This is a genomic window from Commensalibacter sp. A3DC (assembly GCF_047307945.1).
In the GTDB taxonomy this organism is placed as follows: Bacteria; Pseudomonadota; Alphaproteobacteria; order Acetobacterales; family Acetobacteraceae; genus Commensalibacter; species Commensalibacter melissae.
Genome location: NZ_JAXOQA010000040.1, coordinates 1 through 17,417, shown reverse-complemented (window position 1 = coordinate 17,417; position 17,417 = coordinate 1). Strand labels below are relative to the sequence as shown.

Below are 17,417 nucleotides of genomic sequence, written 5' to 3'. Positions count from 1 at the left end.
CCTCTTAGGGATGAAAATATTCTTAGATTTTATTTTGATCTCTTCTAATTTAAAAGCCTATTTTGCCCAATTGATTGGAATGGTCGTTTATACTTTGAATAGTTTTTTTATTAATAAATTCTGGGTCATGAAATAAATAATACATTGATGTTATTGTATGAGAATGGAAGATAAAAGGGATTTTTATAAAGCGGGGTGAAATATGGACAAAGAAACAATTCCCTCATTAGCTCTGATCGTGCCTTGTTATAACGAATCGGAGATATTTAAACATAGTTTAAATATTTTAAAAAACTTTCTCAATTGCCTGGTTGAAGAAAAAAAAATCAGGGAAAATAGCTATATTCTTTTTATTGATGATGGAAGTGAAGATGATAGTTGGCAGCAAATTATACTGGCTTCACGTGAATTATCCTGTGTAAGAGGAATAAAATTATCCAGAAATTGTGGGCATCAAGTTGCACTGATAGCGGGTTTATCTTCGGTTGATACGGACATATGTATCAGTATCGATGCAGATTTGCAGGATGATATACAATGTATAGATAAAATGGTTGAAAAATATAAACAGGGATTTGAAATTGTTTATGGCGTCAGAAAGGATCGTTCCACGGATACTGTATTCAAAAGAGGAACCGCAATTTTATTTTATCAATTAATGGAAAAAATGGGGGTTGAACAAATTGCCAACCATGCGGATTATCGTCTGTTAAGTTATCGTGCTTTGCAGAGTCTGCTGAAATTCAAAGAACGTAATATATATATACGTGGTTTGATACCTTTACTTGGTTACAAACAAGCCAGGGTCTATTACACAAGAAGTGAACGTCTGGCGGGTGAATCAAAATATCCATTGAAGAAGATGTTGGGACTTGCACTAGAAGGGATTACCTCTTTTTCAATAATACCGTTGAGAATAATTTGTTTTATTGGATTTGTAACTTGTTTTATTTCACTAATTGCAATTGGCTATATATTGACTGAAAAAATGATGGGCTATGTTGTTCAGGGTTGGGCTTCTGTTCTTATATCAATCTTTTTTTTAGGTGGAATGCAACTTTTTTCTTTGGGAATTATAGGTGAATATATCGGAAAAATTTATATGGAAGTAAAAAAGCGTCCCAAATTTTTTATTGAAGATACTATAATGAAGGAATAATAAATTATTAATTAAAAAAAAGCGTTTTAATTATGTAATAAAACGCCTTTATATTATATGCAAACTATAGTTATTATTTTTTAAAGATATCAACAAGTTTATTTAAAATTTCTAAGGCTTCATGACGTGGGCGCTGAAAGACATTACGTCCAATTATAGCTCCGTTTGCACCGCCATCTTTTAGTGATTGATATGTTTCTAAAAGATTTTTTTCCGAGGTATGGGTTCCGCCTGAAAAAATAACCAATCGACGTCCGGCAAAAGCGGATTGCATGATATGTTCAGTGCGTTTGGTTAAACTGGAAATGTCAATTTTTTCTTTTTCATACACTTTTTTGGCTTCAGGCAAATGTAGATGAGCCGTGGGTGGCTTAATTTTAATAATATGGGCACCCATTTGAGCGGCAATATGTGCGGCATAGGCACAGACATCAATGGCGGTTTCACCATCTTTATCCAGTGAGGGGCCGCGTGGATAACTCCAAATGACTGATATTAATCCAACAGATTTTGCTTCCTCAATAATTTCCTGAAGATTTCTCATCTGATCATAAAAATAGTCACTTGCGGGATATATTGTATATCCGATACCGACACAACCTAAACGGAGAGCTTCCTTAACTGAACCTGTTATTCCCTGATTTTTTGCATTGTTCAGGCAATTTGCATTGTTAAGTTTAAGAATGGTTGGAATTTGATGGGCATAGATGCCGGCCCCACATTCCAACGCTCCCAATGGAGCAGCATAAGCGTTCAATTCTGCGTCAATGGCAAGTTCATAATGATAATGAGGATCATAGGCCGCTGGATTGACAGCGAATGATCTTGCTGGTCCATGTTCTACCCCTTGATCAACAGGGAGAATAATAAGTTTGCCTGTTCCCGATAGTTTACCGTGCATTAACAACCGTGCAAGATTACGTTTTGTTACCGGGCTATCACTTTCGTAATTATTAAGAATATGTTTAATTTGAGGGGTTAGTTTCATTGTTAAACCTAAAAACAAATCATTAGAGAAGTGAAAAATTATAATATTCTTTTCCAGAAAGGATAGTAAAATTAAGTTTATGTGATTTTTTGTAATATGAAATAGTCATTACTTAGAAGTAAGAGAATCTTAATTCGGTCAAGTCAAAACTTTCTGAACGTTTGGTTAAAATAATCGCTTGAAGTGAGTCCGCACGATTTTTGAGGAGGTTAAACTGTTTTGATTTTGAATTAAAGAGTATTTTTTTTTGGCCAAGTCTCAAAGCCGCCAATGCCAATCCGGCATTATCGTAGCAATCGAGTGCATCATCAATTGGATTTGAAAAAAGTTGTTTGCCAAATTTTATAAGTTGCATCCACCAGCGTACACCCATATAAGCAACAGCATTCTGGGGAGAGATGAAAGTTATAGGGCAGTAATTTTTTTTAATATGTGAATTAATAAAGTAAAATTGGGATAAATGATTGACGGTAAAAAAGTATGCATTTGTATCAGTAGTGTATTTATTAAATGAGAAAATTATATTTTTTTGTGATATAAAAGTGAATTTATGGGCTTGCATTTTGGATAAGTGTCTTTTTTTAAGTATTTAATCGATAATTACCTTTAAAAAATAAAAAGGTTTTTATTATTTGGATATCATATAAGGTGTAATAACATGGAAACGCATGAAGTCATTAGTACAATTGAATCTGATAATAAAAACAATTCAGAAAAAATAAATATATTGTCCATAAACAATTCTGAAGAGGGAAATAATCAGGATTCATCAGATAAAAAGCTTGAAAAGGCCTTTGATAAAATAGAATTTTTTTTAGACAAAAAATTATCTTCACCTGATTCTATAATTTCAAATAAAAATGCAGATAAAATTTTAGCAAATTTAGACATTTTAATTACCCAGGTAAAAGATGTATTATTAAAAGTGGATTAGTTGGAAAATAAAATTAACAAGATCGTTAGAGATGAAAGAATGGCGCAAGTAACAATTTCCATTAATGGTTTTAATTATACAGTTGGATGTGAGGACGGGCAGGAAGGTCATTTACAGGCAATGGCCAATATTGTTGAACAACATATAGATATGATACGAAAGATAGGGGGCCAGAGTGGTGAGGGACGCTTGTTGGCTCTGGCAAGCCTGATTATGGCGGATAAGCTTCATGACATAACTAATCAATTGAATGCATTGGAAAAAAAACAAAATGAGCATGAGATTGAGGTTTTAAGAAACAAGAACCGTGAATTGCAAGAACAATTAAAATATTTCTCCGAACGGGCGGAGACTATTGCAGACAGGATTGAAATAGCCTAAATATATAATGGAGGCTGCCTGGTTCGTTAGAAAGTTCATCTCCTGGGCCGATAATTTCTTCCAAGGGAGCTGGCGCTGACGTAATCGTGGTTTCGTTATTCTGGCACCCACCTGTATTTGCAGGTCCGGAAGAGCTGACAGTTCGACGGCTATGGCGGCTTCTTTATTTTTATTAAAAGACATAGATGCAAAATATTTCAAATCAAAAAAAAATGCTGCGACAAAAAATGCGGCAATTGAGAATTGAAAATCAAATTTTACAGCAAAAAAAAAATAAACAGTTAAATCGAAATATTGTTCAGTATATTCATAAAAAACATTTTCGTAGTCAGAAAATTGCGTTTTTTTGGCCTCTTGAATTTGAAGCGGACATACGGGATAGTTTGCATGAATTATATCGGCAGGGATATCGTATTCTATTACCCGAAACGCCACCGGTGGGATTGGCCTTGCAGTTTCACTTATGGTATCCGGAAGTGCAGTTGAGGCCTGGACGGTATAAAACCTTATATCCAGATACGGAAATCATGCACCCCCAGATAATTATGCTACCCTTACTGGCATTTGACCGGAAGGGTAACCGATTGGGTTATGGTGGAGGGTATTATGATAGAACATTGGCTGTTTATCCGACGGTTAAAACCGCTGGTATTGCTTTTTCCTATCAAGAGGTATCAACCGTACCGGTTGAAAAATTTGATTGTTCTTTACAAACGATCATTACTGAAACAGAAATTATTCACAGTCAGAAGGATTAAAGGTGCGTATTGCTTTTCTAGGGGATATAGTAGGTCGTAGCGGTCGAGAAGCCGTTATAAAAGAATTGCCCATGTTAAGATCTAAACTAAGTTTGGATCAGGTTATTGTAAATGCAGAAAATGCAAGTCACGGATTTGGGTTGTCTCCTATTATCGCACAGGATCTTTTCAGGGCGGGTGTCGATGTTATTACCTTGGGTAATCACAGTTGGGATCGTAAAGACCTGATTGCCTATATCGCACAGGATCCACGTATAGTCAGACCTATTAACTATCCCACTGGGACTCCGGGGCAGGGTTATCATATCTCCTTTACAAAGGATGAAAAAAAAATATTGGTTATCAATGCAATGGGTCGTCTATATATGGATCCGCTTGATGATCCTTTTAAAATGATTGAAACTCTTTTGATATCCTATCGGTTGGGTGAAACAGTAGATGCCGTATTGATAGATATACATGCCGAGGCTTCAAGTGAGAAAATGTCTCTTGGATATTATCTGGATGGAAAAGTTTCTGCGGTTATAGGAACGCATACGCATGTTCCTACCGCTGATTATCGGATTTTGCCGTTGGGTACTGCTTATCAAACGGATGCGGGTATGTGTGGGGATTATAACAGTGTCATCGGTATGCAGAAAGAAGCGGCCATTAACCGTTTTGTTACAAAAATGCCTGGATATCGTTTTCAGCCAGCTGAAGGATCAGCCACTATTTGCGGATTATTCATTGAAACAGATGATGTAACGGGATTGGCAAAACGTACGTTTCCCATTCGTTTCCAGGGTGAACTGGACACTTTTTTGCCTGATATAAAATAAAGCAGAATACAACTCATTGTCGCAATAAAATATAATTGATCTTTAAATCCATATCAAAATGATCTGGAAGATCCGGAGGGATTTTGGGTAGTTGTGCATTTCTGAACATTCCAAGGATTGCCGCATCCAGAGCGTCAGAACCTGAGGAGTTGGTGAGATTTATCGAGAGAACCTGTCCATCCCGGCTGATAACGACATGAACGGAAGGACTGCCATCTTCTCCTTTACGAATAGCATCAGGTGGATAATACATATGTTGTTGGATCCAGGCTGCAATTAAATCACTGTAATCGGAACTTACCCCTTTAATGGTAAATTTATCTGCATATGGAGTATTGATTTTACCATTTTTGACTAGAGGACCAGTGGACATATTAATGGCTGAACGTGACCCCTGGGGTCTTATTTTTGCCATTCTGCGATGAGAAGCGTTTGGATTTTCATTAAAATCCAGGTTTGTCAGGTTTTCAAAAGGCGATTGAGATCTTACGGGATGAGCAGTTTTTCTTTTGATCCGTGGAGGAATATTTTTATAAAAATATTTATGTTCTTGATTTAAATTGATTTTCCTGTTTTTGTGTCTTGATTTTTCTTTTTTGGATGGTATTGGTTCCGCATCGGGTTGTGGAACTGTTATTCTGTTTTCAGATGGGTTTTCATCTGGTTTTGGAACTGAGGCTATTTTTGGAGGTACAGGAAGCGAATCAGGAATGGGAGGGGGAGAAATCGCCTTGCTTGGGGCCGGTTCCCCATTATATCCTTCACCTTTTAATCCTGATTGTCCTGTTGATCGAGGTAGAAAAACGACATCTACTGGTTTACCCTGACTACTATTTCCATATGGATTGGTATTTTTGTGATTTATATAGAGGCTTCCCACAAAAATAAGAATTACAATAATTCCATGAAAAAAAAGGGAAGTGGTAAAATATAAAAAAAAAGGATGTTTTTTTGATTGGTCAGGAACATGAAGACAGGTATTTTTATCTATTGAATAGTGTAAAAATCGACCTGTTATAATTTTCTCAAGTTTATTGTCAATATTATCAAAAAGTCTAAAATTGCTATTGAAAGGTTCTTTGCGAAGAAGTTTGAAGCCTTTCAATAAATGGTTATAATTTTTAGGGCGATCCAGCAGGGAAGGTTTTAAATGGCATACCGATTGATGATGAATTACTGATCGATCTGATTTTTGAACCAAATTCCAATATAAATGACGTTTGCCTTTTCGTCTGCCAGATATTGGGGAAGGGTGTCTACCAATGTTCATTCGACTGTAATTTTCTTCGGATGGAATGTTTATTGACTAAAACCTTATCTATTTAACATAATGTAATCTAAAAAAGAATAAATCTTCGATTAAAATAATAATTAATATTATTTCTATATATTATCGTGTCATTAAACTGGATATGAGATAATGACTATTTTAATGATCAAATCATCATCTGACATTGAACAGGGAATGCGGTTTCTTGAAAAAACAGATCAAGATCTGGCAAAAATTATTGATAAAGAAGGACCCTGTCGATTGAAAATCGATAGGAAAACGCCTTATGATGCCTTATTACAGGCCATAGCGGGGCAGCAATTGCACGCAAATGCAGCGAATGCTATTTTAAACAGGTTGAAATTGGCTAATTCAGGAGCTTTGCCAGATCCTGGAGCTTTGTTAAAATTAAGCCCGGATCAATTACGAGATTGCGGCTTTTCATTCCGCAAGATCGATTCCCTATACGCTCTGGCCATGGCTACCCTAGATGGTATTGTTCCAAGCTATGAAGAGGCTTTAACTTTATCAGATCAAGATCTTATTGACCGTATAACCGTTCTGCCGGGAATTGGACGCTGGACGGTTGAAATGTTTTTAATTTTTACACTTGGTCGTATGGATATCATGCCAAAAGATGATTTTGGAATTAGGGAAGGCTGGCGTATTTGTAAAAATCTTGCACTGCAGCCTAAACCCAAACAACTGGAAATTGCCACCAGGATATGGAGTCCATTCAGGACAATCGGGGCATGGTATTTATGGCGAGCTGTTGAGCAATCAAAACCTTTGAATAAACGTAACCCTTTAACATTATAAAATTAATCAGAAAATTGTGATAGATCCAGAACAATTTTTCCGATATGCTTATTGCTTTCCATCAATTGATGCGCCTTTCTGACTTGTTCAAATGGAAAAATCTTGAAAACTTGAGGTTCAATAATTCCGGTATCTAAAAGTGGCCATACATGTTTATGTAAAGCGCGTGCGATTTTTCCCTTAAATTTTGTATCACGAGGTCTTAAAGTGCTGCCTGTAACAGTAACACGCTTCATGGCGATCAATCCCAGATTCACATTTTCCGCCTTTATACCTCCTTGGAATGATATGATAACCAAACGTCCTTCTTCACTGAGAGATTTAATATTATCACTGAAATAAGAAGCGCCCATAATATCTAAAATCAGATTAACACCTTGTTTATTCGTAAGCGATTTTATTTTTTCATAAAAATTATCTTTTTTATAATTTATAAAGTCAGTTGCGCCCAATTTTTTACAAAAACTCCCTTTCTCTTCAGTGCCAACAGTCGTATAAATGGTTGCTCCAAAAGCTTTGGCCAATTGAATTGCGGTAGTGCCTATTCCGCCACTGCCGCCATGGATCAGAAGGGAATCATTCGGTTTCAGATTGCCGATTGCAAAAAGGTTTGTCCAAACTGTAAAAAAAGTTTCAGGTAAAGCCGCCGCTTTTATAGCGTTATATTGTTTGGGCCATGGAAGACACTGTACGTAGGGGACAGAACAGTATTGTGCATATCCACCACCATTTGTTAATGCACAAACTTTGTCTCCGATGGAAAAATGGGAATTTGATGGGGATGAAACAATTTCTCCTGCTATTTCTAAACCCAAATGTGGATTTGCATTTTTGGGAGGCGGATAATTGCCCTGTCTTTGAACGATGTCAGGACGATTGATACCGGCAGCTTCAACCTTTATTAAAACTTCATTTCTTCTTGGTACGGGAATGGGAATACTGGATAATTTCAAAACGTCTGGATTACCCGGTTGATCAAAGGTTACCGCTTGCATCATAGAGGGAAGAGAAATGGACATATATTAATGCTTTCATGAATGAGGAGTAATTACAGTTTATTTGACCATAAAAAGGAATATTTTATAATAAAATGTAATTTACATTGGAAAAGATAGATGAAACTCTGTAGATTTATCTTTTCAATTCACCCTTATATTTCTCTAACATATTGATTACATGCTTTATAACAGTTTATCTGATTTAGTGGCCGGTTTACCCAGACATTATCGTTTATTGGGAATAGATCCTGGTAAAAAACAAATTGGGTTAGCCTTATCCGATATAACCCTGATGCTTGCTTCCCCTTTTTCTGTTGTAAAAAGAGGGAAACTATCAGTTTTTGCTCAGTACTTGAAAGAATTATCTATAAAAGAAGAAGTTGGGGGTCTTGTTTGCGGATTACCTTTGTCGCTGGATGGTGACTTTGGGCCTGCAGCACAAGCAGCTAAAGATTGGATTATGGCTGTTTCTAATATGAGTGGTCTTCCGGCCTGTCTGTGGGATGAACGGTTGTCTTCCAGCGCAGTTAACCGCTTTTTGATTGATGAAGCGGATTTAAGCAGGAAAAAAAGGGATGAAATTGTAGATAAAATGGCTGCGAGTTATATATTACAAGCCGCTCTTGATACTTTAAAACCCAAGTAAATTATCTTTTGTTGCAGAAGTGGCGCCCAATGCATTGAGATATGATCGATAGATATCAAGCCTTTTTTTTGATTCTTGAATTTCGGCTTGGGGTAGGGGCTTTGTTTTGTCATATCTTGATCGAAGGTTTATTATAGATTGATAAGCCTCATAACGATACCGTTTGAGCCGTTCAAATGAGGCTGGATCGGCTTTACCATAAAAATTGTGCATATAACGCTCATTCAAGTTAACTATGTTTTTATATTCATTTTGGACATGCTCGAGAATTGATTGCTGTTTTTTGGATGCACATGCAAATAAAAAAGGAAAGCAGATGAAAAAAATGAAATATTTAACATATCGTTTTGGCGTTTGTGTCATATGAAATTAATTCTTCATGAAATATGGCCGATTAAAAAATGGATCAATCATCAATACAAGATGTATATCTATAATTATACTAGGCATGAATGATCAAGATGAAAATAGTTATAAATAAAAATCAACTGTTCGTTCATTATAATATATTCGTATAATAAAAAATTTTCCTTTAAATGACAAATAATGATGATTAACGCAAATAACCCATATTTAAAACAAGTTAAGCGATTAATATTCAAGCAAAATGTATATTTTTTTATTCTTGCGTTTTGCAGTGGACTCATTGGGGCAATTTCAGTTCAGCTATTAAATATTATGTCCCTTACTCTCCACAAATTCTTATTTCATTTGGATGGAAATGGTCATTTGTCGGGATTAAGTTACGTTAATCCATGGTATTGTATATGTATTCCCCTGATCGGAGCGATAGGTTTATTCCTTGTCCGTTATTATATGGGTCAATTTTTCAGTGCAAAAATTGCAGATATAATTGAAGCAAATGCATTATACGGTGGTAAGCTTTCTGTCAAAGACAGTTTTTATTTAACGCTGCAGACCCTTTTGTCCAATGGGTTCGGTATTTCCTTGGGATTGGAATCTGCCTATACACAGGTTAGTGCCGCAGCAGCATCCAAAATCGGACGCTTCTTTAAAATTAGACAGAATAAATTGAGAATACTTGTTGGCTGTGGAGCGGCAGGAGCCATCGGTGCAGCCTTCAACTCGATTTTAGGAGGGGCTTTTTATGGATTTGAAATTGTTTTAGCCTCATATAATTTTATAAATTTCCCCTATATCATGATTGCTGCAATGTCTGGATATATAATGATTCATTGTTTGGGTGGTGCAGGACCCGTTTTTCATATTGTTCCGGATTCTATCCATTATATTGATTATGGAATTGTATGTATTTTTTCACTGATTTGCGCAATCATTGCCATTATGGTCATGTATGGTGCGACACGTATTGAAATTTATATAAATCAGTTGAGAATTCCGAAAATTTATGGACTGGTTGCTGGAGCCCTGATGGTGGGAGGGATGGGTATCCTGACCCCTGCTGTATTGGGATCTGGTCATGGTTTTCTCTGGGTTGTCTTGGATCATGGTATTGCCTTTAAATTGGCAGTTTTTATTTTGTTTTTAAAGGCAATCGCCTCATCTGTTTCCCTGGGAGTGGGATTTAGGGGAGGATTGTTTTTTGCTTCAATGATGCTTGGTGGAACAGCGGGAATTGTCTATGGCAATATTGTATTATATCTAGGGATTCATACATTTTCCCCTCTTGTATATGCGGCAATAGGGATGGCGGTCATGTCGGCGAGTATTATTGGCGGTCCCTTAAGCATGATGTTTTTATCTCTTGATATGACGCAAAGTTATTCTATGACAAGTGTGATTATTTTAGCTGTTATTGTGGCTATCGTTACAGTGAGAAAAATATTTGGATATTCCTTTGCAACCTGGCGTTTCCATTTAAGTGGAAAAAAAATTCGCTCAGCTTTGGATATCAGTGGATTGACGAGAACGACCGCACAGACATTGATGAAACCTGTTGATTTTACGCTTGATTATAATTTACCTCTTAATCAGGTTATACATTCGCTGCAATTTCATCATAAAGAGTTATTAATATTAAAGAATGAGGAGAATGAATATGCAGGATTGGTCGAATTAAAAGATATATTTGAGAATTTAGTTCATTATCAAGAACAAATCGGGGAACTTGCAATCAGAAAAAATCGGGTTTTGACCCCGGGTATGAATATCAAAGAAATGATGGATGGTTTTGATGACATACATGAATGCCCATGGCTAATTGTTGTGCGTGGAACCGACAATTATGAAATAATGGGTATTGTAAATGAGGATGATGTTCTGAATCGATATAATGAAATTCTTGAAAGACAAATAAAAGATCTGACAGGAATGAAATTATATAGAGAGCTATAATAATGATATAAGGCACTCAATAAAGTGCCTTATAAATGAAAATTGTGCCAGATCAATGAAATAGAAAGTTATTTGTACTAGTCAAGTGTGTGACGGTTAAAAGCCTTGAACCATTGGTTGCCAAATTCAGTTACAGCGGCAAGAACTGCTGGATCAGCAATGAAAAGATCAAAAATGCTTGGTGGCAGGGTAATACCAGCAGATCCGATCATCATGCATTCTAATGCCTGACGGGGGCTTTTGAAGCTTGCATTAACGATTTCAACATCTGGTTTGTGTTGGGAAATCAAGTTTTGCAATTCTTTAACGGTTTCGGGGCCATTTCCACCTTGTGCATCAATTCTGCTGACATAAGGGGAAAGATATTTGGCACCTGCCAAAGCCGCCATAAATCCTTGAGCGGCACCATAGATTGAAGTTCCCAGGGTTGGGATGCCTTCCTTGGTTAATTCTTTGATGGCAACCAGACCGTTAGGGGTTACAGGAACCTTAACAATAAGGTTTTCTACACGAGAGGTCAGTGTATGAGCGTCTTTGATCATACCTTCTACAGTTGGAGAGATAACTTGAGCAAGCAACATTCCCTTTCCACCCATTGCATCACGGATGGCTGGTAACAAATCGAAAACGGACTTGCCACTTGCTGCAACAATACCGGGATTGGTTGTAACACCATCAACAGGTACCATCGCACAAATTCTTTTAATGTCTTCTACATCAGCTGTATCAAGTAAAAATTTCATATTTTATACACCTTTTTAGAATTATTTAAATGATTTAAATTCATTATATGATAAATAATATGTGAACATTAATAATGCTAGTGTAAAAAATGATTTTTGTTAAGTTTTTTGATAAAAAAATCAATTTTTTGTGATATTTATTTGATTCAATTTATAATTGAACAGTTTTAGGGCTCTAATTGGTAATAAAATTACAAAAATTGATAGAATCAGTTATTATTTTTAAATTGTGATTTTATTTAAATTTTTAAAATAATAATTTTTTAATTGACATTTAAAAATTTAATAGTTCGTTTTTTTTATATCCTTGCTGTAGGAATGACTGATTAAAGATCAGCAAGGATATTTATTTAAATTTTAGACTGAGTAATACATATCAAATTCGACAGGGTGAGGCGTGTGTTCGAAGCGATATACTTCTTCCCATTTGATTTTGCAATAACTGTCAATCTGGTCCTGAGTAAATACATTTCCCGCCAATAGGAAATCATGATCAGCTGCAAGAGCTTCCAATGCTTCACGTAAAGAGCCACATACGGTTGGAATTTCTTTAAGTTCTTCAGGAGGTAGATCGTAAAGATCCTTGTCCATTGCATCACCAGGATGAATTTTGTTTTTGATGCCGTCAATTCCAGCCATTAGCATTGCCGCAAATGCGAGATACGGGTTTGCTGTTGGATCGGGGAAACGGATTTCAACACGTTTTGCTTTAGGACTGGTCACATATGGAATGCGACAGGAGGCGGAACGGTTGCGAGCCGAATAGGCTAACAAGACAGGAGCCTCAAATCCTGGAATCAATCTTTTGTATGAATTGGTGGATGGATTTGTAAAAGCGTTTAACGCTTTTGCATGTTTAATAATTCCACCAATATAATACAGGGCTTGATCTGAAAGGTCGGCATAGCCATTTCCTGCAAAATTTGGAGTGTTGTTTTTCCAGATAGATTGATGGACATGCATACCAGTGCCATTATCACCATAAATTGGTTTTGGCATGAATGTTGCAGTTTTGCCATATGAATTTGCAACATTATGAACGCAGTATTTATAGATCTGCATAAAATCAGCGGAACGTACTAGGGTGGCAAAAGCCACTCCCAATTCGTGTTGAGACTGGGCAACCTCATGATGATGTTTTTCGATAGGCAATCCCATCTCACCCATCGTGCTAAGCATTTCTGCACGCAAGTCATTTTCCGTATCAACAGGTGGAACAGGAAAGTAGCCTCCCTTCACCCGAGGACGATGTCCCATGTTTCCTTCGGGATAATCTTTTAGGTTTGCATCAGGGCCTTCTATACTATCGAGTTGATAGATACCATAATTGGAACCGACACCGAATTTGACATTATCGAAAATGAAGAATTCTGCTTCTGGCCCAAAATAAGCCGTATCGCCAATTCCTGTTGATTTTAGGTATTGTTCAGCCAGTTTCGCAGTGGAACGAGGATCACGATTGTAAGCGGTTCCCGTTGCAGGATCAATGATATCACAAATAAGAATAAGCTGGGGTTTCGCCGTAAATGGATCCATAACTGCTGTAAATGGATCAGGCATTAAAATCATGTCACTTTCATTAATCGCCTTCCATCCGGCGATGGAAGAACCGTCAAACATAATGCCATCCTCAAAAATATCAGGCTCTATGGTTGATACATATTGTGTGGTATGATGCCATTTTCCCCGTGGATCCGTAAAACGGAAATCAACAAATTCTACAGAATTTTCCTGAAGCAGATCCATAATTTTGGCAATAGCCTCTTCTTTGGAAACTGAAGAAGAAATCAATTGGTCGGCCATGTACTATTAGTCCTTATTATATGATAGAAATTTATGCATTCAAAAACGTAACAGTGTCATCCATAAAGATAATATTTTTCGTCCCATATGGTTATAACTCTCAAAGGGATACTTCATTTTGTCAAAATGAAAAAGATAAAATTGATTATAAAGCTTCAACCCCACTTTCACCTGTACGAATGCGAATGGCATTTTCCACAGGAATAACAAAAATCTTTCCATCACCGATTCGGCCAGTTCTTGCTGTATTGAGGATGATGTCAATTGCACGTTCGACGATATCCGCACTACAGACAAATTCGATTTTAACCTTGGGCAAAAAATCAACGACATATTCAGCACCACGATAAAGTTCGGTATGGCCTTTTTGGCGGCCGAACCCTTTTACTTCTGTTACCGTAATTCCTTGAAGGCCAATCTCTTGAAGCGCTTCTTTAACCTCATCGAGTTTAAAAGGCTTAATAATGGCTTCGATTTTTTTTATCATCTTGTTTCTCTATATTCATCAAATAAAAATTATATAGCGATAATACTGTTACTGTTTACGATAACAATATTAAAGAATGTTTGGAAAGTTCTGTCCAGTGTAAAGATATAGAGAATTTTTAACAATGAATAGAACAATTTAATAAAAAATGTCTATTATTTAAACATTATGCCTATTTTTTATATTATTTATTTAAAATTGCTATAAAATAGACAATGATTTGTAGGGGTTATGTAATTTTTTTGCCTAAATTTTTATCATAAAAAATTTTAATTCATAAATTGCAAATTATTGTTTTTTATAAATTAAAGGCGTTTTTCCCACATCTGTTCGATATATCATGGAAGATTCTTTTTCAACAAAATGAATATTGAATTGGCATTTATGTTTCAATTTTTCAAAAAGGGAATGTGATAGAGTGTTTTTTTTATCAGATTCAATCAATGATCGTATCATTATATCGCAAATTTTGTCTTTATGTTTATCATATTGATTTTTCATTTCATAAAGATTTGAAACCGCAATTATTAAATTTAAGGTTTCAGTATTTTGGTTTATTTGGAATTGAAATTCCTCAGCAATTTTGTTGAAGCTAAAAATGGAATCAATCTCCAGTTTCTTAGATAATAATGTCAGGAAATGTGGAACATAAAATTGATGATTTATCAAAGAGATAAAATCGTCACTGCGGCCTACATATTCAAACTGTATCGAATTGAGAAATCGACTGGTATAATTTGGACGCCTTATGACGCGATCCCCCAATTTATAACGCAAGACAGGGGCTTCATTTGCAAATAATCTTGTGACGACAAGATCTCCTTCTTCGTTTTCTTGAACCCATTTTCCGTTTTTATCGACAATTTCTATCAGATGTAAACCGGGAACAGCTGTTAGGATTGAACTTTCCGGATTGAGTTGTAAACCTATAGTTTCGGCTTGTGTGGCAGCAAAAAAACTCAATATGATTAAATTCTGATAGATATCTTTTAGATCAGATTTAATTTTTTCTGGAAGACATCCACTGCCATATAGAGCTATTCTCAAACTACCCTTTTGTTGATCATTTAATTCACTTGCATAAGGAACGAGCATGGCGATGTCGCGGACAATGCCCATGAAACTTTTTTGTCCCGGATTTTGCATAATACGTTGATAAATTTTAGCGGACATGGGTCCGATACCAAGATAATTAACATTTGGAATTTCTTGTAAAACTCCACCAACCATGGTTCCGCTGCTCCATAATTGACTGTCAGAGAGAGTGGTGCCAATCCATTTGGCCTGTTGTTCTTCCATATAACGTGAAATAATATGTTTTCCGATAAAATTTCCTGCCCATCTGTAAGTATCCCTTAATTCTTTTTTTGAAAATACGATTTCAGAAGATCTTCCTGAGGCGGTACCTCCACTGTTGGCAATTTGAAAATTACCATTTTCGATTGGGACAATCATACCTGGACGTTTGCCAGAAAATAAATCTGTATAAATTTCTTTATCAGTAAGCGGAATGGCGGAGAAAGTTTCAAAATCGTTTAATTTTTCCTTGCCAATCGCTTGATTAATACGTTCTTTCCAAATAGGGTTGATTCGACATATCTCGATCAGCTGTTTTAATCTTTTAAGGATAAATTCGTTCTGTATTTCAAATGGAATTGCATCAAAATAAGTTTCCGTTAACCGTTCAAAATAGCGAATGGTTGATAAAAACGTTGGAAATTGAGCAATATTTTGGATTGATTGTGGATTAAACAAAAAATCAGGAAAAACAGTTTTCAGTAATTCCTTGTTTGGATGGATATGCAAGATAGGGACTCCTTGGGTAAATATGGGAATGGAATGAATTTAAAAGGTTTTAAGAATGGAATTTGCTGCGGTTTCAATATGTTTGGTCAGATCAGCGATATCATCCATTGAGATTTCATGATTCATGATAACGATACGGAGGGCGGTGATATGATCTAGATCCACTTTTGAAATGAAATAGCGTCCTTCATCACGGATTTTATCTCTTATTTTTAATTGTAAATAATTCAGTTTTTCTTTCGATAGTTTTTTTTCATTTGGTAAATATCTGAAGCAAAGAATGTTGGATTCAGGTTTGTGCAAGGTTTCAAAATCATCTAGAGTTTGTAGATATTTGTATGCTTGAAAGGTGGTTTTGACTAGAAGGTTTAATTTGGTTGCAAAAAATTGTTGACCGTATAAAGACCAAACAACCCATAAATTTAAAATGGAAGGCCGTTTGGTACATTCGAAATTTTTAGTTCCACTTTCGAATTTTGTTATTTCATCTTCAAATTCCTCTGTAACATAACTGGCTTGAATCGGAAATGTAAGCTTTGTTTTATCACCATTTTTATAAAATAATAATGTACAAGCCGCAGGAACAAATAATGTTTTATGAGCGTCAAGACAAAAAGAGTCAGCGTATGTTAAGCCTGCTACTCGGTTTCTTAATTGATCGGAAACTAGAAAGGATCCGCTATGTGCTGCATCAACATGAAACCAGGCTTTATATTTAATGGCGAGTTCCGACAATTCTTTTAAGGGATCAATAGCCCCAATGCTTGTACTACCTGCAGCAGCGATAATACAGAAAATATCTTTTCCGTTTTTATGGGCTTTATTTAAAATTTGCCTTGCTTGTTTTATACAGATTTGTCTTTGAGCGTTCAGGGGTAATAAAATGATATTGTCTTGACCAAGACCAATAATGCCAGCAATCCGGCTGACAGAAAAATGTGCATCCGTTCCTATAGCTATGGTAGGTACAAGGTTTTTTTGACCAGCATTTCCTTTTTTCCAGATATTTGGGTATTTGTTATTGCGGGCGGTTATTACCGCGGTTAAATTGGCCAAACTTGCTCCAGAGGTTGAAATCATGCCATAATTACTATTTTCCCATCCCAAAAATTTAGCAAATTTTTCCGCAATTATTTTGTCTGCTACATTAGGTAGGGGGCCGCATTCATAAAATGATGCTGGCTGGGGGCAAAGAGAATTTACAACATCATAAATGGCTGAAACAGGAATGACCGATGAAAATTGTCTGGCCATATATCCTGTAGAATTTACTTTGATTGCAGTATTGATGTGTAAATCAACAATCTGGTTCAGTCGTTCAATAATTGACTCACCGGATTTGTGATCTGTCAGATGAAGGGCAATATTGAGGAGTTCATGCGGAGTTATACAATGAATTCCTTTCTTGGTTTTATCTTGAAGCAATTTATAAAGTTTTTGTTGAATTTTTTCAAATAAAAATGAAATATTATTTGGGTTAAAAGCATC

General features: G+C 36.0%; 18 protein-coding genes and 1 other RNA gene. 9 read left to right on the top strand and 10 right to left on the bottom strand.

What is annotated here, in order from left to right:
• Window positions 1-202: 202 nt before the first annotated feature.
• Window positions 203-1,159 (top strand): glycosyltransferase family 2 protein, encoded by a 957-nt coding sequence (locus tag U0839_RS06025; protein WP_155565257.1) that lies wholly within the window; start codon window positions 203-205, stop codon window positions 1,157-1,159.
• Window positions 1,160-1,232: 73 nt separating this feature from the next.
• On the opposite strand, the gene U0839_RS06020 is transcribed toward U0839_RS06025, so the two are convergent.
• Together U0839_RS06020 and U0839_RS06015 are read right to left on the bottom strand one after the other, a co-directional pair.
• Window positions 1,233-2,147 (bottom strand): class I fructose-bisphosphate aldolase, encoded by a 915-nt coding sequence (locus tag U0839_RS06020; RefSeq protein ID WP_155565258.1) that lies wholly within the window; start codon window positions 2,145-2,147, stop codon window positions 1,233-1,235.
• Between the two features lie 112 nt (window positions 2,148-2,259).
• A complete protein-coding gene (locus U0839_RS06015; RefSeq protein WP_413550287.1) occupies window positions 2,260-2,709 on the bottom strand; it encodes a hypothetical protein in 450 nt (149 codons plus the stop codon).
• A 96-nt stretch (window positions 2,710-2,805) separates the two neighbouring features.
• Between U0839_RS06015 and U0839_RS06010 the strand changes: the two genes are divergently transcribed.
• The 5 genes from U0839_RS06010 to U0839_RS05990 all read left to right on the top strand — a co-directional run bounded on the left by U0839_RS06010 (window position 2,806) and on the right by U0839_RS05990 (window position 5,041).
• A complete protein-coding gene (locus U0839_RS06010; protein ID WP_155565260.1) occupies window positions 2,806-3,081 on the top strand; it encodes a hypothetical protein in 276 nt (91 codons plus the stop codon).
• Between the two features lie 39 nt (window positions 3,082-3,120).
• The gene (locus U0839_RS06005) at window positions 3,121-3,462 is read left to right on the top strand and encodes a cell division protein ZapA (protein WP_122124259.1); all 342 of its coding nucleotides are present in this window, start codon (window positions 3,121-3,123) and stop codon (window positions 3,460-3,462) included.
• Window positions 3,463-3,470: 8 nt separating this feature from the next.
• Window positions 3,471-3,627, top strand: a non-coding RNA gene (gene ssrS / locus U0839_RS06000) — 6S RNA.
• Between the two features lie 20 nt (window positions 3,628-3,647).
• Entirely contained in the window at window positions 3,648-4,220 is a 573-nt protein-coding gene (locus tag U0839_RS05995; protein ID WP_155565261.1) for a 5-formyltetrahydrofolate cyclo-ligase, read from the top strand.
• A 2-nt stretch (window positions 4,221-4,222) separates the two neighbouring features.
• Window positions 4,223-5,041 carry a TIGR00282 family metallophosphoesterase gene (locus U0839_RS05990; protein WP_370533586.1) on the top strand — a complete coding sequence of 273 codons (819 nt, stop codon included), beginning with the start codon at window positions 4,223-4,225 and terminating at the stop codon, window positions 5,039-5,041.
• A gap of 13 nt (window positions 5,042-5,054) precedes the next feature.
• Here the strand turns inward: U0839_RS05990 and U0839_RS05985 are convergent, their stop codons facing one another.
• On the bottom strand, window positions 5,055-6,311 hold the full coding sequence (locus U0839_RS05985; protein WP_198184855.1) for an energy transducer TonB: 1,257 nt from the start codon (window positions 6,309-6,311) through the stop codon (window positions 5,055-5,057).
• 150 nt (window positions 6,312-6,461) lie between these two features.
• Here U0839_RS05985 and U0839_RS05980 point away from each other — a divergent pair, with 150 nt between their 5' ends.
• Window positions 6,462-7,130, top strand: coding sequence for a DNA-3-methyladenine glycosylase family protein (locus U0839_RS05980; RefSeq protein ID WP_413550286.1), 669 nt, complete (start codon window positions 6,462-6,464; stop codon window positions 7,128-7,130).
• A 2-nt stretch (window positions 7,131-7,132) separates the two neighbouring features.
• Here the strand turns inward: U0839_RS05980 and U0839_RS05975 are convergent, their stop codons facing one another.
• Window positions 7,133-8,149, bottom strand: a complete 1,017-nt coding sequence (locus U0839_RS05975; protein WP_230882743.1) for an NAD(P)H-quinone oxidoreductase — start codon at window positions 8,147-8,149, stop codon at window positions 7,133-7,135.
• Between the two features lie 157 nt (window positions 8,150-8,306).
• Here U0839_RS05975 and ruvX point away from each other — a divergent pair, with 157 nt between their 5' ends.
• Window positions 8,307-8,774, top strand: a complete 468-nt coding sequence (gene ruvX, locus U0839_RS05970; protein WP_155565264.1) for a Holliday junction resolvase RuvX — start codon at window positions 8,307-8,309, stop codon at window positions 8,772-8,774.
• Here ruvX and U0839_RS05965 read toward each other — a convergent pair.
• Window positions 8,760-9,137 carry a hypothetical protein gene (locus U0839_RS05965; RefSeq protein ID WP_155565265.1) on the bottom strand — a complete coding sequence of 126 codons (378 nt, stop codon included), beginning with the start codon at window positions 9,135-9,137 and terminating at the stop codon, window positions 8,760-8,762. The two genes, ruvX and U0839_RS05965, sit on opposite strands and share 15 nt — an antisense overlap.
• Before the next feature lie 315 nt (window positions 9,138-9,452).
• Here U0839_RS05965 and U0839_RS05960 point away from each other — a divergent pair, with 315 nt between their 5' ends.
• On the top strand, window positions 9,453-11,090 hold the full coding sequence (locus U0839_RS05960; protein WP_196424486.1) for a chloride channel protein: 1,638 nt from the start codon (window positions 9,453-9,455) through the stop codon (window positions 11,088-11,090).
• 77 nt (window positions 11,091-11,167) lie between these two features.
• Here U0839_RS05960 and U0839_RS05955 read toward each other — a convergent pair whose 3' ends face one another.
• The 5 genes from U0839_RS05955 to U0839_RS05935 form a co-directional block, all read right to left on the bottom strand.
• Window positions 11,168-11,833, bottom strand: coding sequence for a transaldolase family protein (locus U0839_RS05955; protein ID WP_122123392.1), 666 nt, complete (start codon window positions 11,831-11,833; stop codon window positions 11,168-11,170).
• A gap of 357 nt (window positions 11,834-12,190) precedes the next feature.
• The gene (gene glnA, locus U0839_RS05950) at window positions 12,191-13,579 is read right to left on the bottom strand and encodes a type I glutamate--ammonia ligase (protein WP_370533592.1); all 1,389 of its coding nucleotides are present in this window, start codon (window positions 13,577-13,579) and stop codon (window positions 12,191-12,193) included.
• A 202-nt stretch (window positions 13,580-13,781) separates the two neighbouring features.
• Entirely contained in the window at window positions 13,782-14,120 is a 339-nt protein-coding gene (locus tag U0839_RS05945; RefSeq protein WP_110439010.1) for a P-II family nitrogen regulator, read from the bottom strand.
• Window positions 14,121-14,411: 291 nt separating this feature from the next.
• On the bottom strand, window positions 14,412-15,929 hold the full coding sequence (locus U0839_RS05940; RefSeq protein ID WP_413550285.1) for a hypothetical protein: 1,518 nt from the start codon (window positions 15,927-15,929) through the stop codon (window positions 14,412-14,414).
• A gap of 39 nt (window positions 15,930-15,968) precedes the next feature.
• Window positions 15,969-17,417: pyridoxal phosphate-dependent decarboxylase family protein (locus tag U0839_RS05935; RefSeq protein WP_413550284.1), on the bottom strand; the 1,449-nt coding region annotated here is incomplete at its 5' end.

Bases quoted from the DNA above. Each gene is read 5' to 3' on its own strand.
- U0839_RS06010 (WP_155565260.1), top strand. From the start codon at position 2,806: ATGGAAACGCATGAAGTCATTAGTACAATTGAATCTGATAATAAAAAC.
- U0839_RS06025 (WP_155565257.1), top strand. From the start codon at position 203: ATGGACAAAGAAACAATTCCCTCATTAGCTCTGATCGTGCCTTGTTAT.
- U0839_RS06015 (WP_413550287.1), bottom strand. From the start codon at position 2,709: ATGCAAGCCCATAAATTCACTTTTATATCACAAAAAAATATAATTTTC.
- U0839_RS05975 (WP_230882743.1), bottom strand. From the start codon at position 8,149: ATGTCCATTTCTCTTCCCTCTATGATGCAAGCGGTAACCTTTGATCAA.
- U0839_RS05960 (WP_196424486.1), top strand. From the start codon at position 9,453: ATGTCCCTTACTCTCCACAAATTCTTATTTCATTTGGATGGAAATGGT.
- U0839_RS06020 (WP_155565258.1), bottom strand. From the start codon at position 2,147: ATGAAACTAACCCCTCAAATTAAACATATTCTTAATAATTACGAAAGT.
- U0839_RS05965 (WP_155565265.1), bottom strand. From the start codon at position 9,137: ATGACACAAACGCCAAAACGATATGTTAAATATTTCATTTTTTTCATC.
- ruvX (WP_155565264.1), top strand. From the start codon at position 8,307: ATGCTTTATAACAGTTTATCTGATTTAGTGGCCGGTTTACCCAGACAT.
- U0839_RS05980 (WP_413550286.1), top strand. From the start codon at position 6,462: ATGACTATTTTAATGATCAAATCATCATCTGACATTGAACAGGGAATG.
- U0839_RS05995 (WP_155565261.1), top strand. From the start codon at position 3,648: ATGCAAAATATTTCAAATCAAAAAAAAATGCTGCGACAAAAAATGCGG.
- U0839_RS06005 (WP_122124259.1), top strand. From the start codon at position 3,121: ATGGCGCAAGTAACAATTTCCATTAATGGTTTTAATTATACAGTTGGA.
- glnA (WP_370533592.1), bottom strand. From the start codon at position 13,579: ATGGATCTGCTTCAGGAAAATTCTGTAGAATTTGTTGATTTCCGTTTT.
- U0839_RS05955 (WP_122123392.1), bottom strand. From the start codon at position 11,833: ATGAAATTTTTACTTGATACAGCTGATGTAGAAGACATTAAAAGAATT.
- U0839_RS05985 (WP_198184855.1), bottom strand. From the start codon at position 6,311: ATGAACATTGGTAGACACCCTTCCCCAATATCTGGCAGACGAAAAGGC.